The organism is Martelella mediterranea DSM 17316, assembly GCF_002043005.1.
Lineage (GTDB): Bacteria > Pseudomonadota > Alphaproteobacteria > Rhizobiales > Rhizobiaceae > Martelella > Martelella mediterranea.
This window is the reverse complement of record NZ_CP020330.1, coordinates 1,416,189-1,438,877: the sequence shown is the minus strand read 5'-3', so window position 1 is coordinate 1,438,877 and position 22,689 is coordinate 1,416,189. Positions and strand designations below refer to the sequence as shown.

The 22,689-nt window shown below is 63.1% G+C and carries 19 protein-coding genes and 1 riboswitch; of the genes, 3 read left to right on the top strand and 16 right to left on the bottom strand.

Going from position 1 to position 22,689, the window contains the following annotated elements; translation table 11 throughout:
- The 3 genes from fdhF (at nt 1) to Mame_RS06620 (ending at nt 4,177) form a co-directional block, all read left to right on the top strand.
- The gene (gene fdhF / locus Mame_RS06630) at nt 1-2,874 is read left to right on the top strand and encodes a formate dehydrogenase subunit alpha (RefSeq protein WP_018065251.1); all 2,874 of its coding nucleotides are present in this window, start codon (nt 1-3) and stop codon (nt 2,872-2,874) included.
- Nucleotides 2,875-2,917: 43 nt separating this feature from the next.
- Nucleotides 2,918-3,142 (top strand): formate dehydrogenase subunit delta, encoded by a 225-nt coding sequence (locus Mame_RS06625; protein ID WP_018065250.1) that lies wholly within the window; start codon nt 2,918-2,920, stop codon nt 3,140-3,142.
- 351 nt (nt 3,143-3,493) lie between these two features.
- Entirely contained in the window at nt 3,494-4,177 is a 684-nt protein-coding gene (locus Mame_RS06620; RefSeq protein ID WP_018065249.1) for a YoaK family protein, read from the top strand.
- Between the two features lie 77 nt (nt 4,178-4,254).
- Here the strand turns inward: Mame_RS06620 and rpsA are convergent, their stop codons facing one another.
- The 16 genes from rpsA to Mame_RS06540 form a co-directional block, all read right to left on the bottom strand.
- On the bottom strand, nt 4,255-5,961 hold the full coding sequence (rpsA, locus tag Mame_RS06615; protein ID WP_018065248.1) for a 30S ribosomal protein S1: 1,707 nt from the start codon (nt 5,959-5,961) through the stop codon (nt 4,255-4,257).
- Nucleotides 5,962-6,122: 161 nt separating this feature from the next.
- Nucleotides 6,123-6,761 (bottom strand): (d)CMP kinase, encoded by a 639-nt coding sequence (gene cmk / locus Mame_RS06610; RefSeq protein WP_018065247.1) that lies wholly within the window; start codon nt 6,759-6,761, stop codon nt 6,123-6,125.
- A 309-nt stretch (nt 6,762-7,070) separates the two neighbouring features.
- Nucleotides 7,071-7,841, bottom strand: a complete 771-nt coding sequence (locus Mame_RS06605; RefSeq protein ID WP_018065246.1) for a DUF4167 domain-containing protein — start codon at nt 7,839-7,841, stop codon at nt 7,071-7,073.
- A 413-nt stretch (nt 7,842-8,254) separates the two neighbouring features.
- Nucleotides 8,255-9,118 carry a peptide chain release factor N(5)-glutamine methyltransferase gene (prmC, locus tag Mame_RS06600; protein ID WP_033410307.1) on the bottom strand — a complete coding sequence of 288 codons (864 nt, stop codon included), beginning with the start codon at nt 9,116-9,118 and terminating at the stop codon, nt 8,255-8,257.
- A complete protein-coding gene (prfA, locus tag Mame_RS06595) occupies nt 9,114-10,196 on the bottom strand; it encodes a peptide chain release factor 1 (RefSeq protein WP_026173551.1) in 1,083 nt (360 codons plus the stop codon). Before prfA ends, prmC begins: the two co-directional genes overlap by 5 nt.
- 75 nt (nt 10,197-10,271) lie before the next feature.
- On the bottom strand, nt 10,272-12,539 hold the full coding sequence (ptsP, locus tag Mame_RS06590) for a phosphoenolpyruvate--protein phosphotransferase (protein WP_018065243.1): 2,268 nt from the start codon (nt 12,537-12,539) through the stop codon (nt 10,272-10,274).
- A 75-nt stretch (nt 12,540-12,614) separates the two neighbouring features.
- Nucleotides 12,615-13,865 carry an aspartate kinase gene (locus Mame_RS06585; RefSeq protein ID WP_018065242.1) on the bottom strand — a complete coding sequence of 417 codons (1,251 nt, stop codon included), beginning with the start codon at nt 13,863-13,865 and terminating at the stop codon, nt 12,615-12,617.
- Between the two features lie 200 nt (nt 13,866-14,065).
- Nucleotides 14,066-14,842 carry an ABC transporter ATP-binding protein gene (locus tag Mame_RS06580; RefSeq protein WP_026173550.1) on the bottom strand — a complete coding sequence of 259 codons (777 nt, stop codon included), beginning with the start codon at nt 14,840-14,842 and terminating at the stop codon, nt 14,066-14,068.
- Nucleotides 14,839-15,840 (bottom strand): FecCD family ABC transporter permease, encoded by a 1,002-nt coding sequence (locus Mame_RS06575; RefSeq protein ID WP_018065240.1) that lies wholly within the window; start codon nt 15,838-15,840, stop codon nt 14,839-14,841. Before Mame_RS06575 ends, Mame_RS06580 begins: the two co-directional genes overlap by 4 nt.
- Nucleotides 15,833-16,693 carry an ABC transporter substrate-binding protein gene (locus Mame_RS06570; protein ID WP_018065239.1) on the bottom strand — a complete coding sequence of 287 codons (861 nt, stop codon included), beginning with the start codon at nt 16,691-16,693 and terminating at the stop codon, nt 15,833-15,835. The genes Mame_RS06575 and Mame_RS06570 overlap by 8 nt, the downstream gene beginning before the upstream one ends.
- Complete coding sequence (locus Mame_RS06565; protein ID WP_026173549.1) at nt 16,694-18,613, bottom strand: TonB-dependent receptor domain-containing protein; 1,920 nt, start codon at nt 18,611-18,613, stop codon at nt 16,694-16,696.
- Between the two features lie 151 nt (nt 18,614-18,764).
- Nucleotides 18,765-18,953, bottom strand: a riboswitch (cobalamin riboswitch).
- A gap of 69 nt (nt 18,954-19,022) precedes the next feature.
- Entirely contained in the window at nt 19,023-19,628 is a 606-nt protein-coding gene (locus Mame_RS06560) for a GNAT family N-acetyltransferase (protein ID WP_018065237.1), read from the bottom strand.
- Nucleotide 19,629: 1 nt separating this feature from the next.
- Nucleotides 19,630-20,934 (bottom strand): nicotinate phosphoribosyltransferase, encoded by a 1,305-nt coding sequence (gene pncB / locus Mame_RS06555; protein WP_018065236.1) that lies wholly within the window; start codon nt 20,932-20,934, stop codon nt 19,630-19,632.
- Nucleotides 20,935-21,070: 136 nt separating this feature from the next.
- Nucleotides 21,071-21,313: a hypothetical protein gene (locus Mame_RS06550; RefSeq protein WP_155122036.1), complete on the bottom strand. Its 243-nt coding sequence runs from the start codon at nt 21,311-21,313 to the stop codon at nt 21,071-21,073.
- Nucleotides 21,314-21,316: 3 nt separating this feature from the next.
- The gene (locus Mame_RS06545; protein ID WP_018065234.1) at nt 21,317-21,538 is read right to left on the bottom strand and encodes a hypothetical protein; all 222 of its coding nucleotides are present in this window, start codon (nt 21,536-21,538) and stop codon (nt 21,317-21,319) included.
- Between the two features lie 74 nt (nt 21,539-21,612).
- On the bottom strand, nt 21,613-22,572 hold the full coding sequence (locus Mame_RS06540) for a 2-hydroxyacid dehydrogenase (RefSeq protein ID WP_033410301.1): 960 nt from the start codon (nt 22,570-22,572) through the stop codon (nt 21,613-21,615).
- Between the last annotated feature and the right edge of the window lie 117 nt (nt 22,573-22,689).

The window sequence follows — 22,689 nt, the reverse complement described above, 5'->3', positions numbered from 1 at the left end:
ATGTCCCTGATCAAGGAAATCGATTACGGCACGCCGGCTTCGAAATCGGAAGCCATGGTTACGCTCACGATTGACGGCTTCAAGATCACCGTTCCCGAGGGAACATCGGTGATGCGGGCGGCCATGGAAACCGGGATTGCGATCCCCAAGCTGTGCTCCACCGATATGGTCGACGCCTTCGGCTCCTGCCGACTCTGCCTAGTGGAAATCGAGGGGCGGCGCGGCACGCCGGCCTCCTGCACCACGCCGGTTGCCGATGGCATGGTGGTCTCGACCCAGACCGACCAGTTGAAGACGCTGCGCCGCGGGGTGATGGAGCTTTATATCTCCGACCATCCGCTGGATTGCCTGACCTGCGCGGCCAATGGCGATTGCGAACTGCAGGATATGGCCGGCGCTGTGGGCCTGCGCGATGTGCGCTACGGCTATGATGGCGGCAATCACATGAAGACGCGCGACGGCGTTGGCGAGGTCAACGCCCGCTACCTGCCGAAGGATGAAAGCAACCCCTATTTCACCTACGACCCGTCGAAATGCATCGTTTGTTCGCGCTGTGTGCGCGCCTGCGAGGAAGTGCAGGGCACTTTCGCGCTGACGATTGAAGGGCGCGGTTTCGAATCCCGCGTGTCGCCCGGCAGTTTCGGCGACGATTTTCTCGGCTCCGAATGCGTATCCTGCGGCGCCTGCGTTCAGGCCTGCCCGACGGCGACGCTGCAGGAAAAATCGATCATCGACATCGGCCAGCCGGAACACTCGCTCGTCACCACCTGCGCCTATTGCGGCGTTGGCTGTTCGTTCAAGGCGGAAATGCGCGGCGAGGAACTGGTGCGCATGGTGCCCTACAAGGATGGCAAGGCCAATCACGGCCATTCCTGCGTCAAAGGCCGTTTCGCCTATGGCTATGCCAGCCACAAGGACCGCGTTCTGAACCCGATGATCCGCGAGAACATCGCCGACCCCTGGCGCGAGGTCTCATGGGAGGAGGCGCTCGGCTTTGCCGCGTCCAGGCTGCGCCGCCTTCAGGCGGATTACGGACGGGATTCGATCGGCGTCATCACCTCGTCGCGCTGCACCAATGAAGAGACCTATCTGGTGCAAAAGCTTGCCCGCGCGGTCTTCAGCAACAACAATACCGATACCTGCGCCCGCGTCTGCCATTCGCCGACCGGCTACGGGCTTGGCCAGACATTCGGCACATCGGCGGGAACGCAGGATTTCGACAGCGTCGAAGACGTCGATGTCGCGCTTGTCATCGGCGCCAACCCGACCGACGGGCACCCGGTGTTTGCCTCGCGGCTCAAAAAGCGGCTGCGGCAGGGCGCGAAGCTCATCGTCATCGATCCGCGCCGTATCGATCTCGTCAGGACGCCGCATGTGGCGGCAAGCCATCATCTGGCGTTGCGCCCGGGCACCAATGTGGCCGTCGTCACCGCGCTGGCGCATGTGATCGTCACCGAGGGGCTTTACGACGAGGCCTTTATCCGCGAGCGCTGCGATTGGGATGAGTTTCAGGATTATGCGGTCTTCGCCGCCGAACCCGCCAACAGCCCGGAAACCGTAGAAGAACTGACCGGCGTTCCGGCCGGGACCGTTCGCCAAGCGGCACGGCTTTATGCGAAGGGCGGCAATGCGGCGATCTATTATGGCCTCGGCGTCACCGAACATTCGCAGGGCTCGACCACCGTCATCGGCCTCGCCAATCTCGCCATGATGACCGGCAATATCGGCCGCCGCGGCGTCGGCGTGAACCCGTTGCGCGGCCAGAACAATGTTCAGGGCTCCTGCGACATGGGTTCCTTCCCGCACGAGCTTCCCGGCTATCGCCATGTCAACAATGCCGATGTCCGCGATATCTTCGAAAAGGCCTGGGGTGTTCCGATCTCGGACGAGCCGGGCCTGCGCATTCCCAACATGCTGGATGCCGCCGTCGATGGCACCTTCAAGGGGCTTTACTGTCAGGGCGAGGATATTCTGCAATCCGACCCCGACACCAAGCATGTCTCGGCCGGTCTGGCCGCAATGGAATGCGTCATCGTCCACGATATCTTTTTGAACGAAACGGCGAATTACGCGCATGTCTTCCTGCCCGGCTCGACCTTCCTGGAAAAGGACGGCACCTTCACCAATGCCGAACGGCGCATCAACCGGGTGCGCAAGGTGATGTCGCCGAAGGCCGGCTACGCCGACTGGGAGGTGACGCAGCTTCTGGCCAATGCGATGGGCGGCAACTGGTCCTATGCGCATCCCGCCGAGATCATGGCGGAGATTGCCGCGACCACGCCGAGCTTTGCCAATGTCACCTATGAACTGCTGGACGAAAAAGGCTCGGTCCAGTGGCCCTGCAATGACGAGACACCGGACGGCACGCCGATCATGCATATCGATGGCTTCGTGCGCGGCAGGGGACGCTTCATCCGCACCGATTACATTGCGACCGACGAGAAGACCGGACCGCGCTTCCCGCTGCTTCTGACCACAGGACGCATTCTCAGCCAGTACAATGTCGGCGCGCAGACACGGCGCACGGACAATGTCGTCTGGCACGAGGAGGACGTTCTGGAAATCCATCCGCATGACGCGGAGCTTCGCGGCGTGAAGGATGGCGACTGGGTGAAGCTGCAAAGCCGGTCGGGCGAAACCAGCCTGAGGGCGAAAATCACCGATCGGATGTCGCCGGGCGTCGTCTATACCACCTTCCACCATCCGGCCACGCAGGCCAATGTCATCACCACGGATTTCTCCGACTGGGCGACGAACTGCCCGGAATACAAGGTGACGGCCGTTCAGGTTTCGCCCTCCAACGGCCCGACGGACTGGCAGGAGGAATATGAGAGCTTTTCAAGAAAGGCCCGGCGGGTCGAGGCGGCCGAGTAGATCTGTCGCCCGCCGGCATCCCCCTCTGGCTAAGGACAAATAAATGGCGCCCGAAAAGCTCACCCACATGGCAAACCAGATTGCCGCCTTTTTCCGCACCCGCCCGCATGACGAGGCGGTGGCCGGCGTGGCCGACCACATCAGCAAGTTCTGGGAACCGCGCATGCGCGCCCAGCTTTTCGAGATGCTGCAACAGCCCGGCAGCGGCTTTGACCCGCTGGTGATCGAAGCCGGCGACCGCATTCGTCCGGTGGCGAAGCAGGGCTGAGCGGGTCACCGCGTTCAAGACGTTTGCTCGGAACGCATGTCATCGAAGAAACCATGAGCTGATGTGATCTGCCGGGCGGCTGTCGATTCTGAGCGGGCAGAGGCGACCGTGGTCCTGTCGATCTCCTTATCGTGCTGGTTTTCCAGACGGATAAGCGGCGGTTTTGTTCAACCGGCAATCGCGGTGTGCCGGTGTTCGTCGGCATAACCATGTATTTACGCTTCCCCGATACTCTCACTGCGTTCACGCGGCGTGTATGGCTTGATCGCATGCGCGATCCTTTCCGCTGCCTCTGCGTCCGTGGCGGACCGGCGCATATCGAACGGGTCATGGTCCGGGTGGAGATGGTGTATGTCGCGTTCCCTGCTTGCCTCGGCCCTCAGCCTCAATGGCGGCTATGTCGATACGATGGGCTTCGTGGCGCTCCACGGGCTTTTCACCGCCCATGTCACCGGCAACTTCGTGACGCTGGGCGCAGCGATTGCGACCGGAACCGGCGGCCTGCTGGCAAAGGCGCTGGCGCTGCCGGTCTTCTGCGTTTCGGTCATGGCGGCGCGTTATTTCGCGCGCTGGCTCGTTCGGCATGAGCGCCCGGTGGTTCCCGTGCTCCTGAAGCTTCAGTTCGCCCTGTTTTCGGCGGCGGCCGTGCTGGTGTTCCTGCTGCCGACTGCCGCAAACAGCGCCGGCGAAATCATCACCGGCATGACCCTTGTGGTCGCGATGGCGATCCAGAACGCAGTGCACCGCGTCCACCTCCCCGACCTTCCGCCGTCCACGCTGATGACCGGCACGACGACGCAGATCATGCTGGACGTCACCGACCTCGTCTTCGGGGGCGCGATCGACAAGGAACCGCTGAAACACCGGCTGAAGCGGCTGATACCGGCGCTGTTCCTGTTCGCGCTCGGCTGCGCGCTCGCCGCCCTTGCCTACCGCCTCGTCGGCCGGCTCTGTTTTCTCGTCCCGCCGATCATCATTCTGCTGGCGTTTTATGCCTTCCGACTGGAGGACAGGGCCGAGAACCCGGCGACCTGAAGACCGCCATCAGAGCAAACAAAAAACCGCCGGGCGTTGCCACCCGGCGGTTTTTCTATTCGTGATGCAAGCGAAGCTTACTGGTCGTCGCGGTTCTTGAGAGCCGCGCCCAGGATGTCGCCGAGCGAAGCGCCACTGTCGGACGAACCGAACTGTGCCACGGCTTCCTTCTCTTCGGCGATTTCCAGCGCCTTGATCGACAGCATGACCTTGCGGTCGCGCTTGGAGAAGTTGGTGACGCGGGCGTCGAAGACCTGGCCAACCGAGAAACGCTCGGGGCGCTGGTCGTCGCGGTCGCGGGCCAGATCCGAACGGCGGATGAAGGCGGTGATGTCGTCGTGGTTGACGAGCTTCACTTCAACGCCGCCGTCATTGGTGCCGATAACTTCGCAGGAAACAACCGCACCCTTGCGCAGATCGCCGGAAGCGGCCGCTTCCGTCAGCGCATCCTTGCCAAGCTGCTTGATGCCGAGCGAGATGCGTTCCTTTTCGATGTCCACATCGAGAACGACAGCCTTGACGATATCGCCCTTGTTGTATTCCTCGATGACCTGCTCGCCCGGACGGTTCCAGTCGAGATCGGAGAGGTGCACCATGCCGTCGACATCGCCTTCGAGACCGATGAACAGGCCGAATTCGGTCTTGTTCTTGATCTCGCCCTCGACTTCGGTGCCGGGCGGGTTGGAGAAGGAGAAGGCTTCCCACGGATTCTCGAGCGTCTGCTTGAGACCGAGCGAGATGCGGCGCTTGGCCGGATCGACTTCGAGAACGACGACATCGACGTCCTGCGTGGTCGACAGGATCTTGCCGGGGTGTACGTTCTTCTTGGTCCAGGACATTTCCGAGATGTGGATCAGGCCTTCAATGCCCGGCTCCAGCTCAACGAACGCACCGTAATCGGTGATGTTCGTGACGGTACCGGAAATCTTCTTGCCTTCCGGATACTTCGCCGAAATGCCATCCCACGGGTCAGCCTCAAGCTGCTTCATGCCCAGCGAAATGCGATGCGTTTCCTGGTTGATGCGGATGATCTGAACCTTGACCTGCTGACCGATGGTCAGCAGCTCGGTCGGATGGTTGACGCGACGCCATGCCATGTCGGTGACGTGCAGCAGGCCGTCGATGCCGCCGAGATCCACGAATGCGCCGTAATCGGTGATGTTCTTGACGACACCCTCGACAACCTGGCCCTCTTCGAGGTTCTGGACGATTTCCGAACGCTGTTCCGCACGGCTTTCCTCGAGAACGGTCCGGCGCGAAACGACGATGTTGCCGCGGCGCTTGTCCATCTTCAGGATTTCGAACGGCTGCGGCGTGTGCATCAGCGGGGAAACGTCGCGGATCGGACGGATATCCACCTGCGAACGCGGCAGGAAGGCGATCGCGCCGTCGAGATCGACGGTGAAGCCGCCCTTGACCTGGTTGAAGATCAGACCTTCAACGCGCTCGCCGGCCTCGAACTTGGCTTCGAGCTTGATCCACGATTCCTCGCGGCGCGCCTTTTCGCGCGACAGGACAGCCTCGCCCAGCGCGTTCTCGATGCGCTCGACATAGACTTCGACCTCGTCGCCGACCTTGAGTTCGCCTTCCTTGCCCTTGGCGCCAAATTCCTTCAGCGGCACGCGGCCTTCGACCTTCAGGCCGACATCGATGATGGCGACATCCTTTTCGATGCCCGTGACGAGGCCCTTGGCGACATAGCCTTCGGCCAGATCATTGTTGGCGCCGAAGGATTCTTCCAGCATTGCGGCGAAATCGTCGCGCGTGGGGGTTTGTGCAGTCATGAAAACTCCTGGAACGTGTCGGCTCAAAAAGCCTGACACGGATGCGCCGGTGGCTGGTGTTGATATCAGGTAGTCAGAGCACCCCTCTTTCCCTTATGGCAAAGAGCATTCCGGCGCGTGGATGCTGTGAAAACCTCTATATGCGGGAAAACCCGCCAATTTCAGTTATTCCGGTCAAGCTGCCCGTCGATAATCGCGCGCGCGGCCTGAAACGCGGCCTCTATACCCATTTTGGACGTATCAAGCAAGTGCGCATCGTCCGCAGGTCTCAGCGGACTGTCCTTGCGGCCCATATCGCGTGCGTCGCGGCGCTTCACGTCTTCGAAGATTTCGGCGAAATCGGCAACGCCGCCGCCGCCGACAATCTCGTCATAACGGCGTCGGGCGCGCAGTTCGGCATCGGCGGTGACATAGAGCTTCACCGTCGCATCGGGGCAGACCACCGTGCCGATGTCGCGCCCGTCGAGCACGGCGCCCCTGTCGGTTTCGGCAAAGCGGCGCTGTGCTGCGACGAGCGCAACGCGCACCCTGGGCATGGCCGCGACCTTCGAGGCCGCCTCGCCGATTTCGTGGGCAGAAAGCACTGCGCGGTCGAGGCCGCCGAGATCGATGGCGCCGGCCATTTCGGCGGCGATCGCCTCGTCATCGAGCGGCTTGCCTGCGTCAAGCAGCGCCTTGGCGGTGGCGCGGTATGTCAGGCCGGTATCGAGATGGGGCAGGCCATAATGGGCGGCGAGCTTGCGCGCCAGCGTCCCCTTGCCGGCCGCCGCCGGCCCGTCGATTGCAATCACCAGTGCCATTCGTCCCCGCCACCGGCCGGGGCCGGATTTAATCGATATGCTTATCTGCCGCGACTACTCCCGTCTGTGTTAACCGGAAGCCTCACAGCCAATAATCTCCCCCCTTGAGGGGGAGATGTCGCGAAAGCGACAGAGAGGGGTAAAGGGCGCAAGCCCCAAAAGCCGCCAACACCGAACTCGCGGAGAGGGTTCACCACTCTCTGCCCCTCTCGGGGAATCTCTCCCTCAAGGGGAGAGATCAGGAACGGAGAGGTTTCCGATATCGAAAGCCAGAAACCAACGCCTGCGCCTCCGCCCAACGACCGCCGCTTACTCCGAAGCGGCGTCAGCCAGCGCCTTGGCGTCGCGGTTGCCGTCATTGTCGGCGGCTTCGGCCTTCGGCGTGCGACGGCGGCGGGCGGGCTTCTTGGGGGCTTCGCCTTCCGGGGCGGCTTCGGCGGCGGGCGCCTTATCCTCGGTGGCCGGTGCTTCGCCCTCGGCTGCCGTTTCGGCGGCGGCACGCTTGGTGCGGCGCGGGCGGGCGGCGGTCGAGGCGCGGCGGCGCGGCTTGTCGACCGGCTGGCCGTTGGCATCCTCTGCCATCACTTCGGCGGGCGTGCCCTCGATCACCGGCTGCGGCCCATCGGCATCGACGGCCTGCTCGGGGCGGCGATTGTTGCGACGATCGTTGCGCTCGCTGCGTTCATTGCGCTCGCTGCGGTCGTTACGATCATTGCCATCATTGCGATCATCGGCGCGGTTGCCGTTGGCCTGGGCGGCGTTGTCGTCATTGTCATCATTGTCGGAGCGGTCGTCGCGCTGGTGGCGATCCTGCATCTGTGCCTGGGCGGCGGCGATGATCCGGTTGTAGTGCTCGGCATGCTGAAGATAGTTTTCAGCCATGACGCGGTCGCCGGCGCTCTGGGCGTCGCGCGCCAGCGTCATGTATTTCTCCGCCACATGCTGGGCGGTGCCGCGGACTTTCACATCGGGACCGGCGCTGTCATAGGTCCGGGTCAGCGGATTGGCGCCCTTGCGGTTGAAATTGTTATTATTGCCGCCGCGCCCGCGTCCGCGTTTATTCTGCTGTCCTGACCTCATGAAAACTTCACCTGAATTTCTGTTTATGGTCGAGCTACGCCCTTTGCCGGGCGGTGTCATGAACACACGGCGGCATAGTCCATCCGGCAGGGCATCTCAGCGCTGCCATTCGTGGAATTTAAGGACCTGAATCACGCAAAAGACGGTAAGTCGCAATGAACCAACATTGGACGGAAAACCTGTAGACTGAGGCCAAGCGACGAATCGCTGTTTGTTTCAGTCGCCGTTTTGCGTGGCTGCAACCTAGCCCGCCTGTGGAGAAATTCCAAGCCCTTTCTTTAGCTGATTTCAAAAAAATCCGGGCGCCTGGGCCGGAAAATCGCAATCTTTCGCGACAGGAACGCCGCGCAGTTTCAAATATTTAGACAGACCCATTGCCGGCGGCCAAAAAGCCGCCGCCTCCGTCTCCGGCCTCAATCGGACCCGATGAATATCAACACGCGATCGTTTCCGCCGAGGTCTTTGGCTGCAACCGAGAGTTTGAAACCGGCTTCGGTAAACACCCTGGCCACCGCCACCTTCTGTTCGGCTCCGATTTCGAGCGCCACGATCCCGCCTTCGGCGAGATGGTCGCCAGCGCCGGCGGCGATCGCCCGATAGGCATCCAGGCCGCTTTCGCCGCCATCAAGGGCTGCCAGCGGATCAAAATCGCGAACTTCGGGCTGAAGCGCCGCAATCTCGTCCGAGACGATATAAGGCGGATTTGACACGATCATGTCAAACCGGCCGTCAATTGCCTCGAACCACGAACCCTGTTGAAGGCTGAGCCGGTCGGCTACGCCATTTATCAAGGCATTGCCGCGCGCCGTTTCAAGGGCGCCCTCGGAAATATCCGTTGCAACGCCCACCGCTTCCAGACACTGGCTGAGCAGCGTGATCGCGATCGCCCCGGTTCCGGTGCCGAGATCCACGAAACGCGCCCGCCCGGTCTCGGAGATGCGGCGTTTCAGGAAGGGCAGGCACTGCTCGACCAGGATTTCCGTGTCCGGCCGAGGCTCCAACGTGTCCAGCGACAGCAGAAAATCGAGCCCGTAGAACTCGCGCGCACCAAGAATACGATAGACCGGCTCGCGGTTCTTGCGCCGTTCGACCGCTTCGGCGACCGCCTGCATCTCGATGGCATCGATCACGCGCGCCCCTTCGGTCACCATCTCGGTCAGCGTCAGGCCGAGCACGCCGCTGACGAGATGACGGGCATCTTCCTGGGGCGCATCGAGGCCTGCCGCCGCGAAGGCTTCAACGGTCTGGCGGTAGAGTTCCGAAAGCGTCACCTCAATGCGCCTCGACGCCGAGCATGGCAAGCTGGCCGGCCTGATAATCGGCCACCAGCGCATCCACGACCTCGTCGAGATCGCCGGCAATCACGGCATCGAGCTTGTAGAGCGTGAGATTGATGCGGTGATCGGTGACCCGGCCCTGCGGAAAATTATAGGTGCGAATGCGCTCCGAACGGTCGCCGGAGCCGACCTGGCTCTTGCGGTCGGCGGAACGCGCGTCATCGGCGCGCTGGCGTTCCATGTCGTAGAGCTTTGCCCTGAGCACCTGCATCGCCTTCGCCCGGTTCTGGTGCTGGGATTTTTCCGAACTGGTGACGACGATGCCGGTCGGCAGGTGCGTGATACGCACGGCGGAGTCCGTCGTGTTGACGTGCTGGCCGCCGGCGCCGGAGGAGCGCATCGTATCGATGCGGATATCTTCCTGGCGCACCTCGACATCGATATCCTCGGCTTCCGGCAGCACGGCTACGGTCGCGGCCGATGTATGAATGCGCCCACCGGCTTCGGTTTCCGGCACGCGTTGCACCCTATGAACGCCGGATTCGAATTTCAGCCGCGAGAACACGCCCCTGCCGGAGACCGAGGCGATGATTTCCTTGTAACCGCCCGCATCGCCCTCGCTTGCGGAAAGCACCTCCACCTTCCAGCCCTTGGAAGAGGCGTAGCGCTCATACATGCGGAACAGGTCGCCGGCAAACAGCGCCGCCTCCGAGCCGCCAGTGCCCGCGCGGATTTCAAGCACGGCACTCTTTTCATCGGCGGCGTCGCGCGGCAGCAGCAGGATCTGGATTTCGCCCGACAGCGCCTCGATCTTCTCCTCGAGGTCGGGCATCTCCATTTCCGCGAGTTCGCGCATTTCGCGGTCGGTCGCCTTGTCGGCAAGCAGGGTCTCGAGATCGGCAAGCTCGCTTTCGGCGGCCTGATAGTCGCGGATCTTCTTCACCACCGGTTCCAGCTCGGCATATTCGGAGGCGAGCTTCACATAGGTTTCCGCGTCGGGTCCGGAGGACATCCGGGCCTCCACCTCGGAGAACCGCCGTTCCAGTTCGCGCATCTTGTCTTTGGGTAGCCTTGCCACGCCGGGATCACTCCGCTGGTTATGGAGGTTTGTTATGGAGCGCTCGCGCGCCGATCGCTTATGACGGATCGCCGTCTATAGCGGAATATTGTGGTCATTCGCAAAGCGTTCAAGCAATGCGCGCACCGGGGTCATATTGCCGGGATCGTCGAGCGCGGCATTGATCTCGGCGCTGACGGCGCCGATATCGAGCCCGAGCAGCATTGCCTTCACCGGCCCGATCGCCGTCGGCGACATCGACACAGCGCGGTAGCCGATCGCAAACAGCGCCAGCGCCGAAATCGGCTTGCTGGCATATTCGCCGCACAGCGTCACCGGCACATTGTTGCGCTCGCCCGCGCGCACGATATCGCGCAGCATCCGGAGGAACGGCTTGCTGATCGTGTCGTAGCGGTCGGAAACGCGGGCATTGCCGCGGTCGATCGCCATGAAGAACTGATAGAGGTCGTTGGAGCCCACCGAAACGAAATCGACCTCGGCCATCAGCTCGTCGATCTCGTAAAGCAGCGCCGGCACTTCCAGCATGGCGCCGAGCTCGATCTTTTTCGGCACCTGATGGCCGAACTTGGCGAGATGCTGGATTTCCTTGGCCATCAGCGCCCGCGTCTCGCGCAGCTCGCCGACTTCGGAAACCATCGGCACCATGACGCGCAGGGTCTCGCCCGCCGTCGCCTTCATCAGCGCGCGCATCTGCATGCGCAGAAGATAGGGTCGGTCGAGCGCGAGCCGGATGGCGCGCCAGCCCATGGCCGGGTTTTCCTCTTCCTGGGCGCGGAAGAAGGAGACCATCTTGTCGGAACCGATATCAAGCGTGCGGAAGGTCACCGGACGATCGCCGGCATGGTCGAGCACCTGTCGGTAGAAACTCTCCTGCTCGGCGGCCTTCGGCATGCGCGAGGCGATCATGAACTGCAACTCGGTGCGGAACAGGCCGATGCCTTCCGCGCCCGAATCGTCGAGCTGCGGCAGGTCGACCAGCAGACCGGCATTCATCATCAGCTTGAAACGCACGCCATCTGCGGAAACCGGCTCGACGGCGCGCAGCGCGCGGAACTGTTCCTGCCGGCGGGCGCGCAGGCGGACCTTTTCCTCATAGGCGACCACGAGGGCATCGAGCGGGCGCACATGCACCTCGCCGTCATCGCCATCGACGATGATGGCATCGCCGTTTTCGACCTGGGCGGCAACGCCGGTCGCCTGGCCGATCACCGGAATACCCATGGCGCGCGCGACGATGATCACATGGCTGGTGGCGGCCCCGTCCTCCAACACCAGGCCGCGCAGCTTTTCGCGCGGATAGTCCAGAAGCTCGGCAGCGCCCATGACCCGCGCCACGACGACCGCGTCATCGGGAAAATTCTCGCCGTCGCGGTCGATCTCTCCGCCGGTCAGCTGTCTCAGAAGCCTGTTGGCGAGGTCGTCGAGATCGTGCATCCGGTCGCGCATGAACGGGTCGGTCAGCCGGATCATCCGCGCCTTGGTGTCGCTCTGCACCTTTTCGACCGCGCCCTCGGCCGTCAGCCCCAGCGTGATCGCCTCTTCCAGCCGGCGGACCCAGCCGCGGTCATGGGCGAACATCCGGTAGGTTTCCAGCACCTCGCGGTGCTCGCCCTCGGACGGCACATCGTTGCGCTGCAACAGTTCGTCGATAGAGAAGCGCAGTTTCTCGACGGCCGCGCGCAGCCGCGCGATCTCGGCGTCGCTGTCCTCGTTGACAAGATTGCTGATGACGATGCGCGGCTCATGCAGCACGGCATGACCGAGCGCGATCCCCTCGCCATAGGCATCGCCCGACAGCGATACGGAACGGGTGAGATCCAGCTCCATGCCGGGGCGGGTGATCTTCTTGAGGTCGCCGGAGGCGATCAGTTCGGCCAGCAGCATCGCCGCCGTCTGCAGCGCCTCGACCTCCTCCTCGCTATAGGCATGCTCGTCGGTGTTCTGGACGACCAGAACGCCGAGCGTGCGGCCGGCGCGCAGGATCGGCACGCCCATGAAGGAGTGGTAGATTTCCTCACCGGTCTCCGGCAGGTAACGGAAGGCGGGGTGCGACTGGGCGTCGGAGAGGTTCAGCGGACGGGCCGAGGCCGCGATCGTGCCCACGAGGCCCTGCCCCATGCGCAGGCTGGCAAGGTGGACGGCGTCGCGCTTCAGACCTTGCGTGGCGTAAAGCTCGAGAACGCTGTCTGCGCGCAGCACATAGACCGAACAGACCGCGGCCACCATATTGTCGGCGATCTGGCCGACGATGCGGTCGAGGCGGTCCTGCGGCTCCAATGGCTCCGCCATCAGTTCCCTCAGCCGCTTCAGCAGGATGCGCGGGCTTGATGCCTGGTGGTTCATCACAGTCTGTCCCCGGTGGCGAAAGCGTTGTCGCTTCCATGGGCGTCCGGGACTCACCGGACGTCCTTTTAGGGTCTATTTATCGAGACCGTAGCAGGAATGCAAAGTCCTGACTGCAAGCTCGGCATAGGCGCCGTCGATCAGGATCGAGATCTTGATCTCGGATGTGGTGATCGCCTTGATGTTGATTCCCTTCTGCGACAGGGCCTTGAAGGCCGAGGCGGCAACGCCGGAATGAGAGCGCATGCCGATGCCGATCACCGAAATCTTGGCAAGCTCGGTCTCGCTCTGGATCACGTCATAGCCGATTTCCGACTGCTTGGCGGCAAGCGCCGCCTTGGCCTTTTCCACATCCGAAGCCGGCACGGTGAAGGTCATGTCGGTATGGGTGCCCTCTTCCGAGATGTTCTGCACGATCATGTCGACATTGACATGGGCATCGGCGAGCGGGCCGAAGATGGCGGCGGCCACGCCGGGGCGGTCTTCGACGCGGCGCAGCGAAATCTGAGCCTCGTCCTTGGCATACGCGATGCCGGTTACGACTTCCTGTTCCAAAATCTCATCCTCGTCGCAAATCAGGGTACCGGGCGGATTGTCGAAATCGCCCATGCCGGGGGCGTCCGGCGCATCGAAGCTTGAACGCACGAATGTGCGCACCTTGTGAACCATGGCAAGCTCGACCGAGCGAACCTGCAAAACCTTGGCGCCGAGCGAGGCCATTTCCAGCATTTCCTCGAACGCCACCTTCTTGAGGCGTCTGGCCTTCGGCTCGATGCGCGGATCGGTGGTGTAGACGCCGTCGACATCGGTGTAGATATCGCAGCGGTCGGCCTTCACGGCGGCGGCGATGGCGACGGCGGAGGTATCCGAGCCGCCGCGGCCGAGTGTTGCAACCCGGTTATCCGGGCCAATACCCTGGAAGCCGGCGCAAACGGCAACCTGGCCCTCGCCCATGCGCTTGACGATGTCGGTACCGTCGATATCGACGATACGGGCCGCGCCATGGGTGCCATCGGTCTTGATCGGCAACTGCCAGCCCTGCCAGGATCGGGCGTTGACGCCCATCGACTGCAGCACGATCGAAAGCAGCCCGGAGGTCACCTGCTCGCCGGAGGAGACGACGACGTCATATTCGCGGGCATCGTGCATCGGCGAGGCCTCGCGCGTCCACTCCACCAGTTCGTTGGTCTTGCCGGCCATGGCGGAGACCACGACGGCGACCTCGTGGCCGGCATCGACTTCCCGTTTCACATGGCGCGCCACATTGCGGATACGTTCGATATTGGCGACAGACGTGCCGCCGAATTTCATGACGATGCGGGCCATTGAAGACTTTCCAAACTCAATATTCCAGGGCGTCCGGAACCGGACGCCTCATCCATGCCGCGTTCGCCGTCAGGTCGCTGGGTTGGCTCGCGAAAGCCAGATTTCGACGCATGCCGGGAAAACTGCGGTTTCTTAGCGAAATCGCCGCCTTCGCGCAATGGCGCTTTCGGCAGGAACGGGACGCCGGCCTTGCCGCCGCGTCATTTCGGCGAAAGTCGGGTCGGCATGATCACCGGACCGCCATCGGCTTTGCCGAAATAGGCCTCGATGCCATAGACCCCGCGCAGGTTTTCCGCCGTCAGCACCGCGGCGGGCGGACCGTCGGCCACCACGCCGCCGCCATCCATCATGATCAGCCGGGTGCACCAGCGCGCGGCAAGGCCGAGATCGTGCAGCGAGACGAGCACCGAGCGGCCCTCGCGCAACAGCGAGACGAATACTTCCATCAGGCCGATCTGGTGGGCGGGGTCGAGCCCGGCGACCGGTTCATCGGCGATCAAGAGCGGGGTCATCTGCGCCAGTGCGCGGGCGATCAGCACGCGGGCGCGCTCGCCGCCGGAAAGCGTGTCGGCCGTGCGCTCGGCCAGGGTTTCGACGCCCATACGCGCCATCGCCTCGGCGATGATCTGGCCGCGGGCGTAATCGCCGAAACAACTGTTCTGGATCCACGGCTGGCGGCCAAGCGCGACCACCTCGCGCACCTTCACCGGCCAAGCGATCTCGTGGTCCTGCGGCAGAAAGGCGACCCGGCGGGCGCGCTCATTCGCGCTGAGGCCCTCCAGCGGGCTGTCCTGCAGGAACACTGCGCCGGAAGCCGCCGTCACGCCGATCAGCGCCTTCAAAAGCGTTGTCTTGCCCGCGCCGTTGGGGCCGATCAGGCCGACCAGTTCGCCGCGCCCGACCTTCAGATCGACGCCATTCACGATGGCGCGGCCGCCTCTTTCAACGGTGAGGTTCTCGGCGCGCAGCAGCATCAGACCAGTTCCCGCCGCGTCTTGTAGATCAGCCACAGGAAGAAAGGCGCGCCGATCAGCCCCGTCACCACGCCGATCTTCAGGTCACGCTCCGGCGCAACCAGCCTTACCGCGACATCGGCGGCCAGGAGCACCGCCGCTCCGCCCAGCGCGCTTGCCGGCAGCAGCCGGGACGGCACAGAACCGACGAGCGGCCGCAGGATATGCGGCACCACGAGGCCGACGAAGCCGATCGCGCCTGAGACGGCGGTCGCCGCGCCGACGCTTGCCGCCACGCCCCAGATTACCATGCGCTCGGTGCGCTTCGGCGACATGCCGAGACTGGCCGCGGCCTCATGGCCGAGCGTCAGCATGTCGAGCGCGCGGCCGCAGCCGAACAGAAGCACCCAGCCGGCCAGCATGAACGGCGCCGACAGCCATACCTGCAGCATGGAACGGTCGGCGAGCGAACCCAGCATCCAGAACATGATCTCCATCGCCGCGAAGGGATTGGGCGAAAGATTGAGCGCCAGCGAGGTCATCGCGCCGGCAAAGCTGGTTACGGCAACGCCGGCGAGAATGATCGTCAGGCTGCGCGCCCCGCCGCCGGCCAGAAACCGCACCAGCAGGACCGCGGCGAAGGCGAAGGCAAGCGCCAGCAGCGGCAGCGCCAGCGAAAACAGCGCCGAAAGGCCGGTATAGATCGCGATCACCGCGCCGAGCGAGGCGGAGGCCGAGACGCCGAGAAGGCCGGGCTCGGCCAGCGGATTGCGCAGATAGCCCTGCAGCACCGCACCCGAGAGCCCGAGCGTGGCCCCGATCATCAGCCCCAGAATGGCGCGCGGCAGCCGGATTTCCTGCATGATCAGAACGATGGACGCGGCATCGCGACCGAACAGGCCGGCGACGCTCTGGCGAAACCCGATGCCCGCCGGGCCGATGACGAGGGAGGCGGTAAACAGCGCCAGCACGAGAATGCCGAGACCGACCATCAGCCGCCAATAGCGCCGGCGCTCATTCATCCGCTCCGCCTCCGCCAAGTTGTTCGGCGAGCAGGGCAATACCCGCGACATTGAACGGCCCGCCGCAGATGGTGTAGCGGCTCGGCAGGTTGACGTAATCGCTTCGCTCGGTGGCGGCCACGAAGGCTGGATGCCTGAACCCGGCCTGGGCAAGCGCCGGGGCCTCATAATCCGCGTCGCCGCCGACGATCACATCCGGCGCGGCCATGACCAGCCGCTCCAGCGGCAGCCGGCCAAGGCTGTCGACCCCGGCCTCCGAGGCGATGTTGACGAGACCCAGCCGCTCGATCATGTCGCCGGCAAGAGTTTTTTTGCCCGAGGTATAACCATTGGCGTAATAAAATGCTGCCGTGCGCTCGCCGTGCAGCGTGCCGGCGAGACCGGCGAGGCCTTCATCCATCGCGGCGATCACATCCGCCGCTGCCTGCTTCCTGTCAAGCAGCACGCCGATGCGCTCCAGATTGTGTCGCGCATCATCGAGCGAGGCCTCGGGCTGAAACTCCGCCACCGCGATCCCGAGCCGCTTCAGGAGATCGACCGTCTCCCGCGTCGTATAGCTGCCGGCAAGCACGAGATCGGGCTTCATCAGGAACACCTGCTCCGCCAGCCCGTCATTCAGCCGGTAGCCTTCAGCCTGCTCTGCCATCGCCGAGATGGCGGGATCGGCCGCAAGCCTGGACACCGACAGCAACTGCCCTTCCCCGGCAACGAGCATCGCCATCTGGTCGGTGCACAGATTGATCGAGACCACCCGTTGCGGCGCGCCCCAGGCGGTGAAGGAAAAAAGAAAAAACCCGGCGCACGCTGCGAAGACGCTGAAAGCATTCCGTTTGGCGTGCGCCGGGTGCGGCATTTAGAAGGTCCTTCGGTAGGAAAGCGTCACGGTGGTGCCGGGCGCGTTATAGCCGGGAATTGTCTGGTAATCCTCGTCGAAGAGATTTTCGACCGCGAATTTGACGTTTGACAAGTCATCCACGGCATAATTGGCGGAAATATCGACCACGGTATAGTCGCCAAGCTGCGGATTGAAATTCGACTCGTTCGTCCAGCGGCTGCCGACATATTCGATGTCCGCGTTGAGATTAAGGCGCTCGGTCGCCTGCCAGCTTGCCGCCGCCGTCAGCTTCAGCCGGTTCTGGTTGGCGATATACTCATCATCGGTCTCGTTCTTCGGCAGACGGTATTCGAGGCCGAAATCAAGGCCGAGGCGGTCATCGAGCAGCATCTGCGAATAGGTCGCGCGCACGCCGCTGACCTTGGCCTCCTCGATGTTCTCCATGGTGCCGATATAGGTGACCGGGTCGGAGACAAAGACAATCATGTCGTCGATGTAGTTCTCGTAATAGACGAGATCGACCACACTGCCCGCGCCGGAATCCCAGTTCAGACCCGCCTCCCAGTTCTTCGAGGTTTCCGGGTCGAGATAGGGATTGCCGACATAGGATCCGTCGAACGCCCAGTAGAGATCGTTGAAGGTCGGCGCGTTGAAGCCGGTGGAGAACGAGGCGCGCGCCGTCAGCCCTTCGACCAGTTCGTAGCCCAGCCCGACATTATAGGTCAGCGCCCCGCCGAACTGTTCGTCGGCATCGTAGCGCAGGCCGGCATTCACCGTCAGGGCGTCAAGCTCGAGGCCGTACTGGCCGTAGAAGGCGCCGACATTGCGCCCGGTCTCGGTGTAATCGACGGAGGAATCGACCGTTTCGCGATAGGCGTCGAAGCCGAGCGTGAAGATGTTGAGCGCATCGCCCGCCATGACTTCCTTGGTGGTCGAACCGGAAATCCCAAAGCGATTGGTATCGTAATGGGTATCGGCTTCCGGATGATCGTCGCGGAAATTCTTCTGGTAGTCGAAGGCCGAATAAATCTCGAACACCGAAGACCAGTCGTCGGCGTGGTCGAATTCCGCGCCGAGCTTGAAGGCGGCATTCGTCTGGATCGACTGATTGGCCCCATAGACCATGTCGCCGGTCATCCAGTCGGCATAGGGCGCGCTGTCGAAATGCGGATTGGAGCGGGCATAGAAGCCCTGCGAATAGACCCGGCCCCAGGCGAAATCCTTGCCGATCGAATAGTTGAAGCTGCCTTGCAGGAAGCCGTCGCGACCCGGCTCATGAACCATATTTGAAGGCGTGGTGAAATCATAGCCTTCCGTGCCGATGACGGAGAGGCCGACATTGAAATCGACGCCGGACCCGGTGACGCCGCGGCTCGACAGCGTGCCGAAGCCGCCCCATGGCCAGGTCACGCCGGTTTCCACGCTGGAGCAGATCGAAGCGCCGTTTTCGCAGAAACTGCCATCCTTGGTGATGATGTTGACGACGCCGCCGATCGCGTCGGCGCCCCATTGGGCCGAATGCGCGCCCTCGACGATCTCGACGCGGGCGATGCTGGCAAGCGGAATATTGGCGATGGCGGTGGAGCCGCCGGTGGCCGAGGCGACCCGCATGCCGTCGACCAGCACCAGCGTCTGGCCGGTATTGGTGCCGCGCAGGGTGATTCCCGCATTGGAGCCCATGCCGCCATTGGTGGTGACGTTGACGCCCGGATAGCTTCTCAGCAGCGAGGGAAGATCGACGGCGGCGGAGCGCTCGATATCCTCCTCGGTGACCACCGTGACCGTCGAGGTCGACTGCACGATCGTGGACGGGCGGCGCAAGGGCGTCGTCACATAGATGGGTTCCAGAACCGTCGTGGCGCCGGTATCCTGCGCCAGCCCCTCTCCGGCCGAAGCAAGCACGGCGACGGCCATGCCGGCCGCAATGAATTCTCTCATGTCAAATCCCCATTCGGACCGGCCGCGGCCGGCAAAAAAGCACCGTGGGGAATGGGAAAGCGGTTTGGCCCGACCATCCATCCACGGCAACATCGTTTTCGAATGTCACCGCGACGGACGACCGCGCCTGAACAAGAACCCCGTGTTCAAGCAAGGGTGACCGGATCGGGCAGGTCTCCTGGCTTCCGCGTCGTCGCCTCAATTTCCGTCTTCCCGGACATGCGCCCAGTGACGTGGTGGAAATGGCTCAACGGTTACAGTTGCGGGGGCAGCCGCGGTTTTGAACCGCGTTCCCTTTTCATCCGTTCTCGCGAACGGAACCTGATCCGCAATCTTCTTAGCGGGGCCGGTTTTCAGGTGTCAATGTAATTGGGCGTGTTTGAACAGAGCTTCACGGGCCGGGTGGCAATCAGGCCACAGCCCGGCCGAGATAGACCGTGCGGCCAGCCTCCTCCAGCACCGCGAAACCGCAGGCCTGCCAGAATGCGGCGCCGCCGGCATCGGTCCATCCCGCCCCGACATGAACGTGACTGGCCCCAAGTTCGGTAAGATGTCGCAGCGCCGCGCCGAGAAGCTGACGCCCGAGCCCGTGGCCGCGGGCGCGTTCAAGGAGGTTCATATGCAGATGCGCCGGATAGGCCTCGACCACTGCCGGCGGCGGCATTTCCGGGTGGTAAAATAGATGGGCGCGCCATTCATCGGGCGACCATTGCGCGCGGCTTGTCACATCCGGCTCCGGATAACGCGTCCTGAGCGCCGGCCACCAGTCCGTCTCCAGCGTCCGCGCAAAGGCAACGGTATCGGCGGTGCCCACAACATAACCGCACACGCCCGCCTCATCCTCGGCGACGAAGCAGAAGCCGCCATCGACCATCAGATAGGGCGCGGAGTAGATATGGCCGATCATATTCGGATCGTCGTAGAGCGCACTCGCATCGCGACCATTGTCGCCGGTGACAAGCGCGATCGCGTAAAGCGCCTCCAGATCCTCTGCCTTGCCTTCGCGGATCTGCATATCAGACCATCACCGGCTGATCGACCATGTCCTCGGAGCCGAAGAACTTCAGGTAACGCTCGACCTCGGCCGGATCGCCAGTCGCCTTCTGCGGATTGTCGGAGAGCTTCACCGCCGGGCGGCCATTGGCGTCGGAGACCTTGCAGACGATCGAGATCGGCTTCAGCCCGCCGACGCGATGCGGCGCGCAGCCGATGAAATCATTGGTGAGATTGGTGCCCCAGCCGAAGCTCATGCGCACCCTGCCCTCGAAATGCTTGTAGGTTTCGATAATGGCATCGACATCCAGCCCGTCGGAGAAGATCAATATCTTCTCGCGCGGATCGCGGCCCATCTTCTTCCACCAGGCGATGATCTTCTCGCCGCCCTCAATCGGCGGCGCGCTGTCGGGGCGGAAGCCGGTCCAGTCGGCAACCCATTCAGGTGCGTGGCGCAGGAAGGCCGTGGTGCCATAGGCATCCGGCAGCGCGATCAGCAGATTGCCGCCATAGAGCTTGTTCCAGTCCTGCATCACCTTGTAGGGGGCCGCTGCAAGGGCCTCGTCCGTCTCGGCAAGGGCGGCAGCGACCATCGGCAGTTCATGGGCATTGGTGCCGACGGCCTCCAGATCGGTATCCATGGCGAGCAGCACATTGGATGTGCCCGTAAAGGCCGGGCCGATGCCTTCCTTCAGCGCCTCGACGCACCAGCGCTGCCACAGGAAGGAATGCCGCCGGCGGGTGCCAAAATCGGATATTCTGAGCCCGTCGAGGGCAGCCAGCCGCTCGACCTTCGACCACATCTTGGCCTTGGCGCGGGCATAGGTCACGTCCAGCGTGAACAGGCCGATGCCTTTCAAAGCCGCGCGCGAGCGCAATTCGTTGATGATGCAGAGCGCCGGTATCTCCCACATCGTGGTTTCCATCCAGCGGCCGTGGAAGTTCAGCTGATACTGGCCGTCATGACGCGTCAGCTCATATTCGGGCAGGCGGAAATTGGCGAGCCATGTCAGGAATTCGGGCTCGAATATCTGCGAGCGGCCGTAAAAGCTGTTGCCCGCGAGCCAGATCATTTCCTTCTTGGTGAGTCTGATCTCGCGCGCATGATCGAGCTGAGCGCGCAGTTCCCCCTCGTCGATTTCGTCGGCAAGGCGGACAGAGGCGGTGCGGTTGATCAGGGAGAAGGTGGCGTTGACGTCTGGATAGAGCTTCCAGATCATCTGCAGCATCAGCAATTTGTAGAAATCGGTATCCAGAAGGCTGCGGATGATCGGGTCGAGCTTCCAGCTGTGATCATAGACCCGTGTGGCAATATCGGTCTTGGCCATCGCCTCCCGCTCCCTTCAGGCGTCATTCGCGTGAAAGGCGGTCATGCGCCCCTCAGGGCCCATGATTTAGCCGCTCTGCTATCGGAAATCCAGAGCACGGCGGCGCTTTTGCTCAAAGCGAGTTTAAGCGGCCCGCTTACTGATCCGTCGCGGGGGCCACCTGTTCGGCATCCTCGGTCACGGTCTCGACATCCGGGCTTGCGCCCTTCGGGGCGAACAGTTCCATCACTGCCCAGACCACGAGAGCCAGCACGAGACCGCCGCCCAGAACGTAGATCAGGCCACGGCCCCTCTCGGACTGCCGCGCCTCGTTCGGCGACAATTCGGACTTGCCGGTATCGGGTTCATTGGTCTGGTTGGGCTTGTTGGGGTCAATCATCAATCACTCCGCTACCGGCGTATCGAACAGCCATTCCGCGCCGCCCCATATCAGGACGACGCCGACCATGATCGCGATCAGGATCATGATCACAGTCTGCCCGCGATTGAGATGCCGGTTTTCGGTCGGCGAGACGACGCCATTGTCTTCCTGGTTCTGCGGGTAGTCTTCCTCACCCGGATATTTGACGGGGCGGACTTCCTTGGGATCGAAATGCGTTGCCATGACTTCCTCCTTGCCCGGTGCTTACGGGTTCAGTTGAAGGGAAAACGCCAAGGCCGCGCCGATTGTTCCGTTTGTCAGTAGCCCCGCTGTCGCCCGACGACATGCTCGAGCGGTTCTCCCGCCTCAAACCGCGCGATCTGACGCTCGACATGGGCAAACAGCGCGCTGATATCGCTGTCGGCCGCCACATGGGGCGTGATCACGACGTTTTCGCGATCCCAGAGCGGGCTTTCGGCGGGAAGCGGCTCGGTCTCGAACACATCGAGCGACGCGCCGCCGAGAAGACCGCGATCGAGCGCCGTGACGATATCGGCCTCCACCTGCGAGCCGCCGCGGCCGGCATTGATGAACACCGGCGCGCCGAGCGGACCGCCGCGCCTCAGCTTTTCGAAAAGCGCCAGATTGAAGAGGCCCGTGGTCTCGGCCGTCAGCGGCAGCAGGCCGACCAGGATATCGGTCTTGGCGAGGAAGGCATCGCGGCCCGCCTCATCGAAGGTTTCGATCCCTTCGATGGTCTTGGCCGTCCGCGACCAGCCGACGACGTTGAACCCCATCATCTTCAGCTTCGCCGCCGCATCGCGCCCGAGTTCGCCGAGCCCCATGATCCCGACCGTCACCGCGCCGGCCTCGGGCTGCGGCAGCGGCTGCCAGCGCCGGGCCTCCTGGCTGTCGCGATAGGCGGCGACCTGGCGCAGGTGAAAGAGGCACTGCAGCACGACATATTCGCTCATCCGCCGGGTGAGCGACGGATCGACAAAGCGCACCAGCGGCGCATCCGGCAGGCCTTCAAGCGCCAGAACCTTGTCGACGCCCGCCCCGCCGGAAAACAGAACTTCGAGGTTCGTCGCGCGGGAAAACAGGTCCGCGTCGGGCTGCCATAGAATTGCGTAGCGGCAAGCGGAAAGATCGCGCCCGGCATTCTCGGCCGCGCCGAGATCGATGACATCGCGATCGGCAAAATGGCGCTTCAGCGCGGCGACCACGGCGGCGCGGTCGGAGAATTTGAGGTCGATCAGCAGCGGCGATTTGGTCATGACGGCTTCCGTTGAATTCACAGGCCAGACAAACACCATGTTTCTGACGCGATGATCAACAGCAAAGGTGGACAGCGGGCCGAGGAAACGGCGTGTTAACCCAAAATTTTACCGTTT

Bases quoted from the DNA above. Each gene is read 5' to 3' on its own strand.
- fdhF (WP_018065251.1), top strand. From the start codon at position 1: ATGTCCCTGATCAAGGAAATCGATTACGGCACGCCGGCTTCGAAATCG.
- Mame_RS06625 (WP_018065250.1), top strand. From the start codon at position 2,918: ATGGCGCCCGAAAAGCTCACCCACATGGCAAACCAGATTGCCGCCTTT.
- Mame_RS06620 (WP_018065249.1), top strand. From the start codon at position 3,494: ATGTCGCGTTCCCTGCTTGCCTCGGCCCTCAGCCTCAATGGCGGCTAT.
- rpsA (WP_018065248.1), bottom strand. From the start codon at position 5,961: ATGACTGCACAAACCCCCACGCGCGACGATTTCGCCGCAATGCTGGAA.
- cmk (WP_018065247.1), bottom strand. From the start codon at position 6,761: ATGGCACTGGTGATTGCAATCGACGGGCCGGCGGCGGCCGGCAAGGGG.
- Mame_RS06605 (WP_018065246.1), bottom strand. From the start codon at position 7,841: ATGAGGTCAGGACAGCAGAATAAACGCGGACGCGGGCGCGGCGGCAAT.
- ptsP (WP_018065243.1), bottom strand. From the start codon at position 12,539: ATGAACCACCAGGCATCAAGCCCGCGCATCCTGCTGAAGCGGCTGAGG.
- Mame_RS06585 (WP_018065242.1), bottom strand. From the start codon at position 13,865: ATGGCCCGCATCGTCATGAAATTCGGCGGCACGTCTGTCGCCAATATC.
- Mame_RS06575 (WP_018065240.1), bottom strand. From the start codon at position 15,840: ATGAATGAGCGCCGGCGCTATTGGCGGCTGATGGTCGGTCTCGGCATT.
- Mame_RS06570 (WP_018065239.1), bottom strand. From the start codon at position 16,693: ATGCCGCACCCGGCGCACGCCAAACGGAATGCTTTCAGCGTCTTCGCA.
- Mame_RS06565 (WP_026173549.1), bottom strand. From the start codon at position 18,613: ATGAGAGAATTCATTGCGGCCGGCATGGCCGTCGCCGTGCTTGCTTCG.
- Mame_RS06560 (WP_018065237.1), bottom strand. From the start codon at position 19,628: ATGCAGATCCGCGAAGGCAAGGCAGAGGATCTGGAGGCGCTTTACGCG.
- pncB (WP_018065236.1), bottom strand. From the start codon at position 20,934: ATGGCCAAGACCGATATTGCCACACGGGTCTATGATCACAGCTGGAAG.
- Mame_RS06550 (WP_155122036.1), bottom strand. From the start codon at position 21,313: ATGATTGACCCCAACAAGCCCAACCAGACCAATGAACCCGATACCGGC.
- Mame_RS06545 (WP_018065234.1), bottom strand. From the start codon at position 21,538: ATGGCAACGCATTTCGATCCCAAGGAAGTCCGCCCCGTCAAATATCCG.
- Mame_RS06540 (WP_033410301.1), bottom strand. From the start codon at position 22,572: ATGACCAAATCGCCGCTGCTGATCGACCTCAAATTCTCCGACCGCGCC.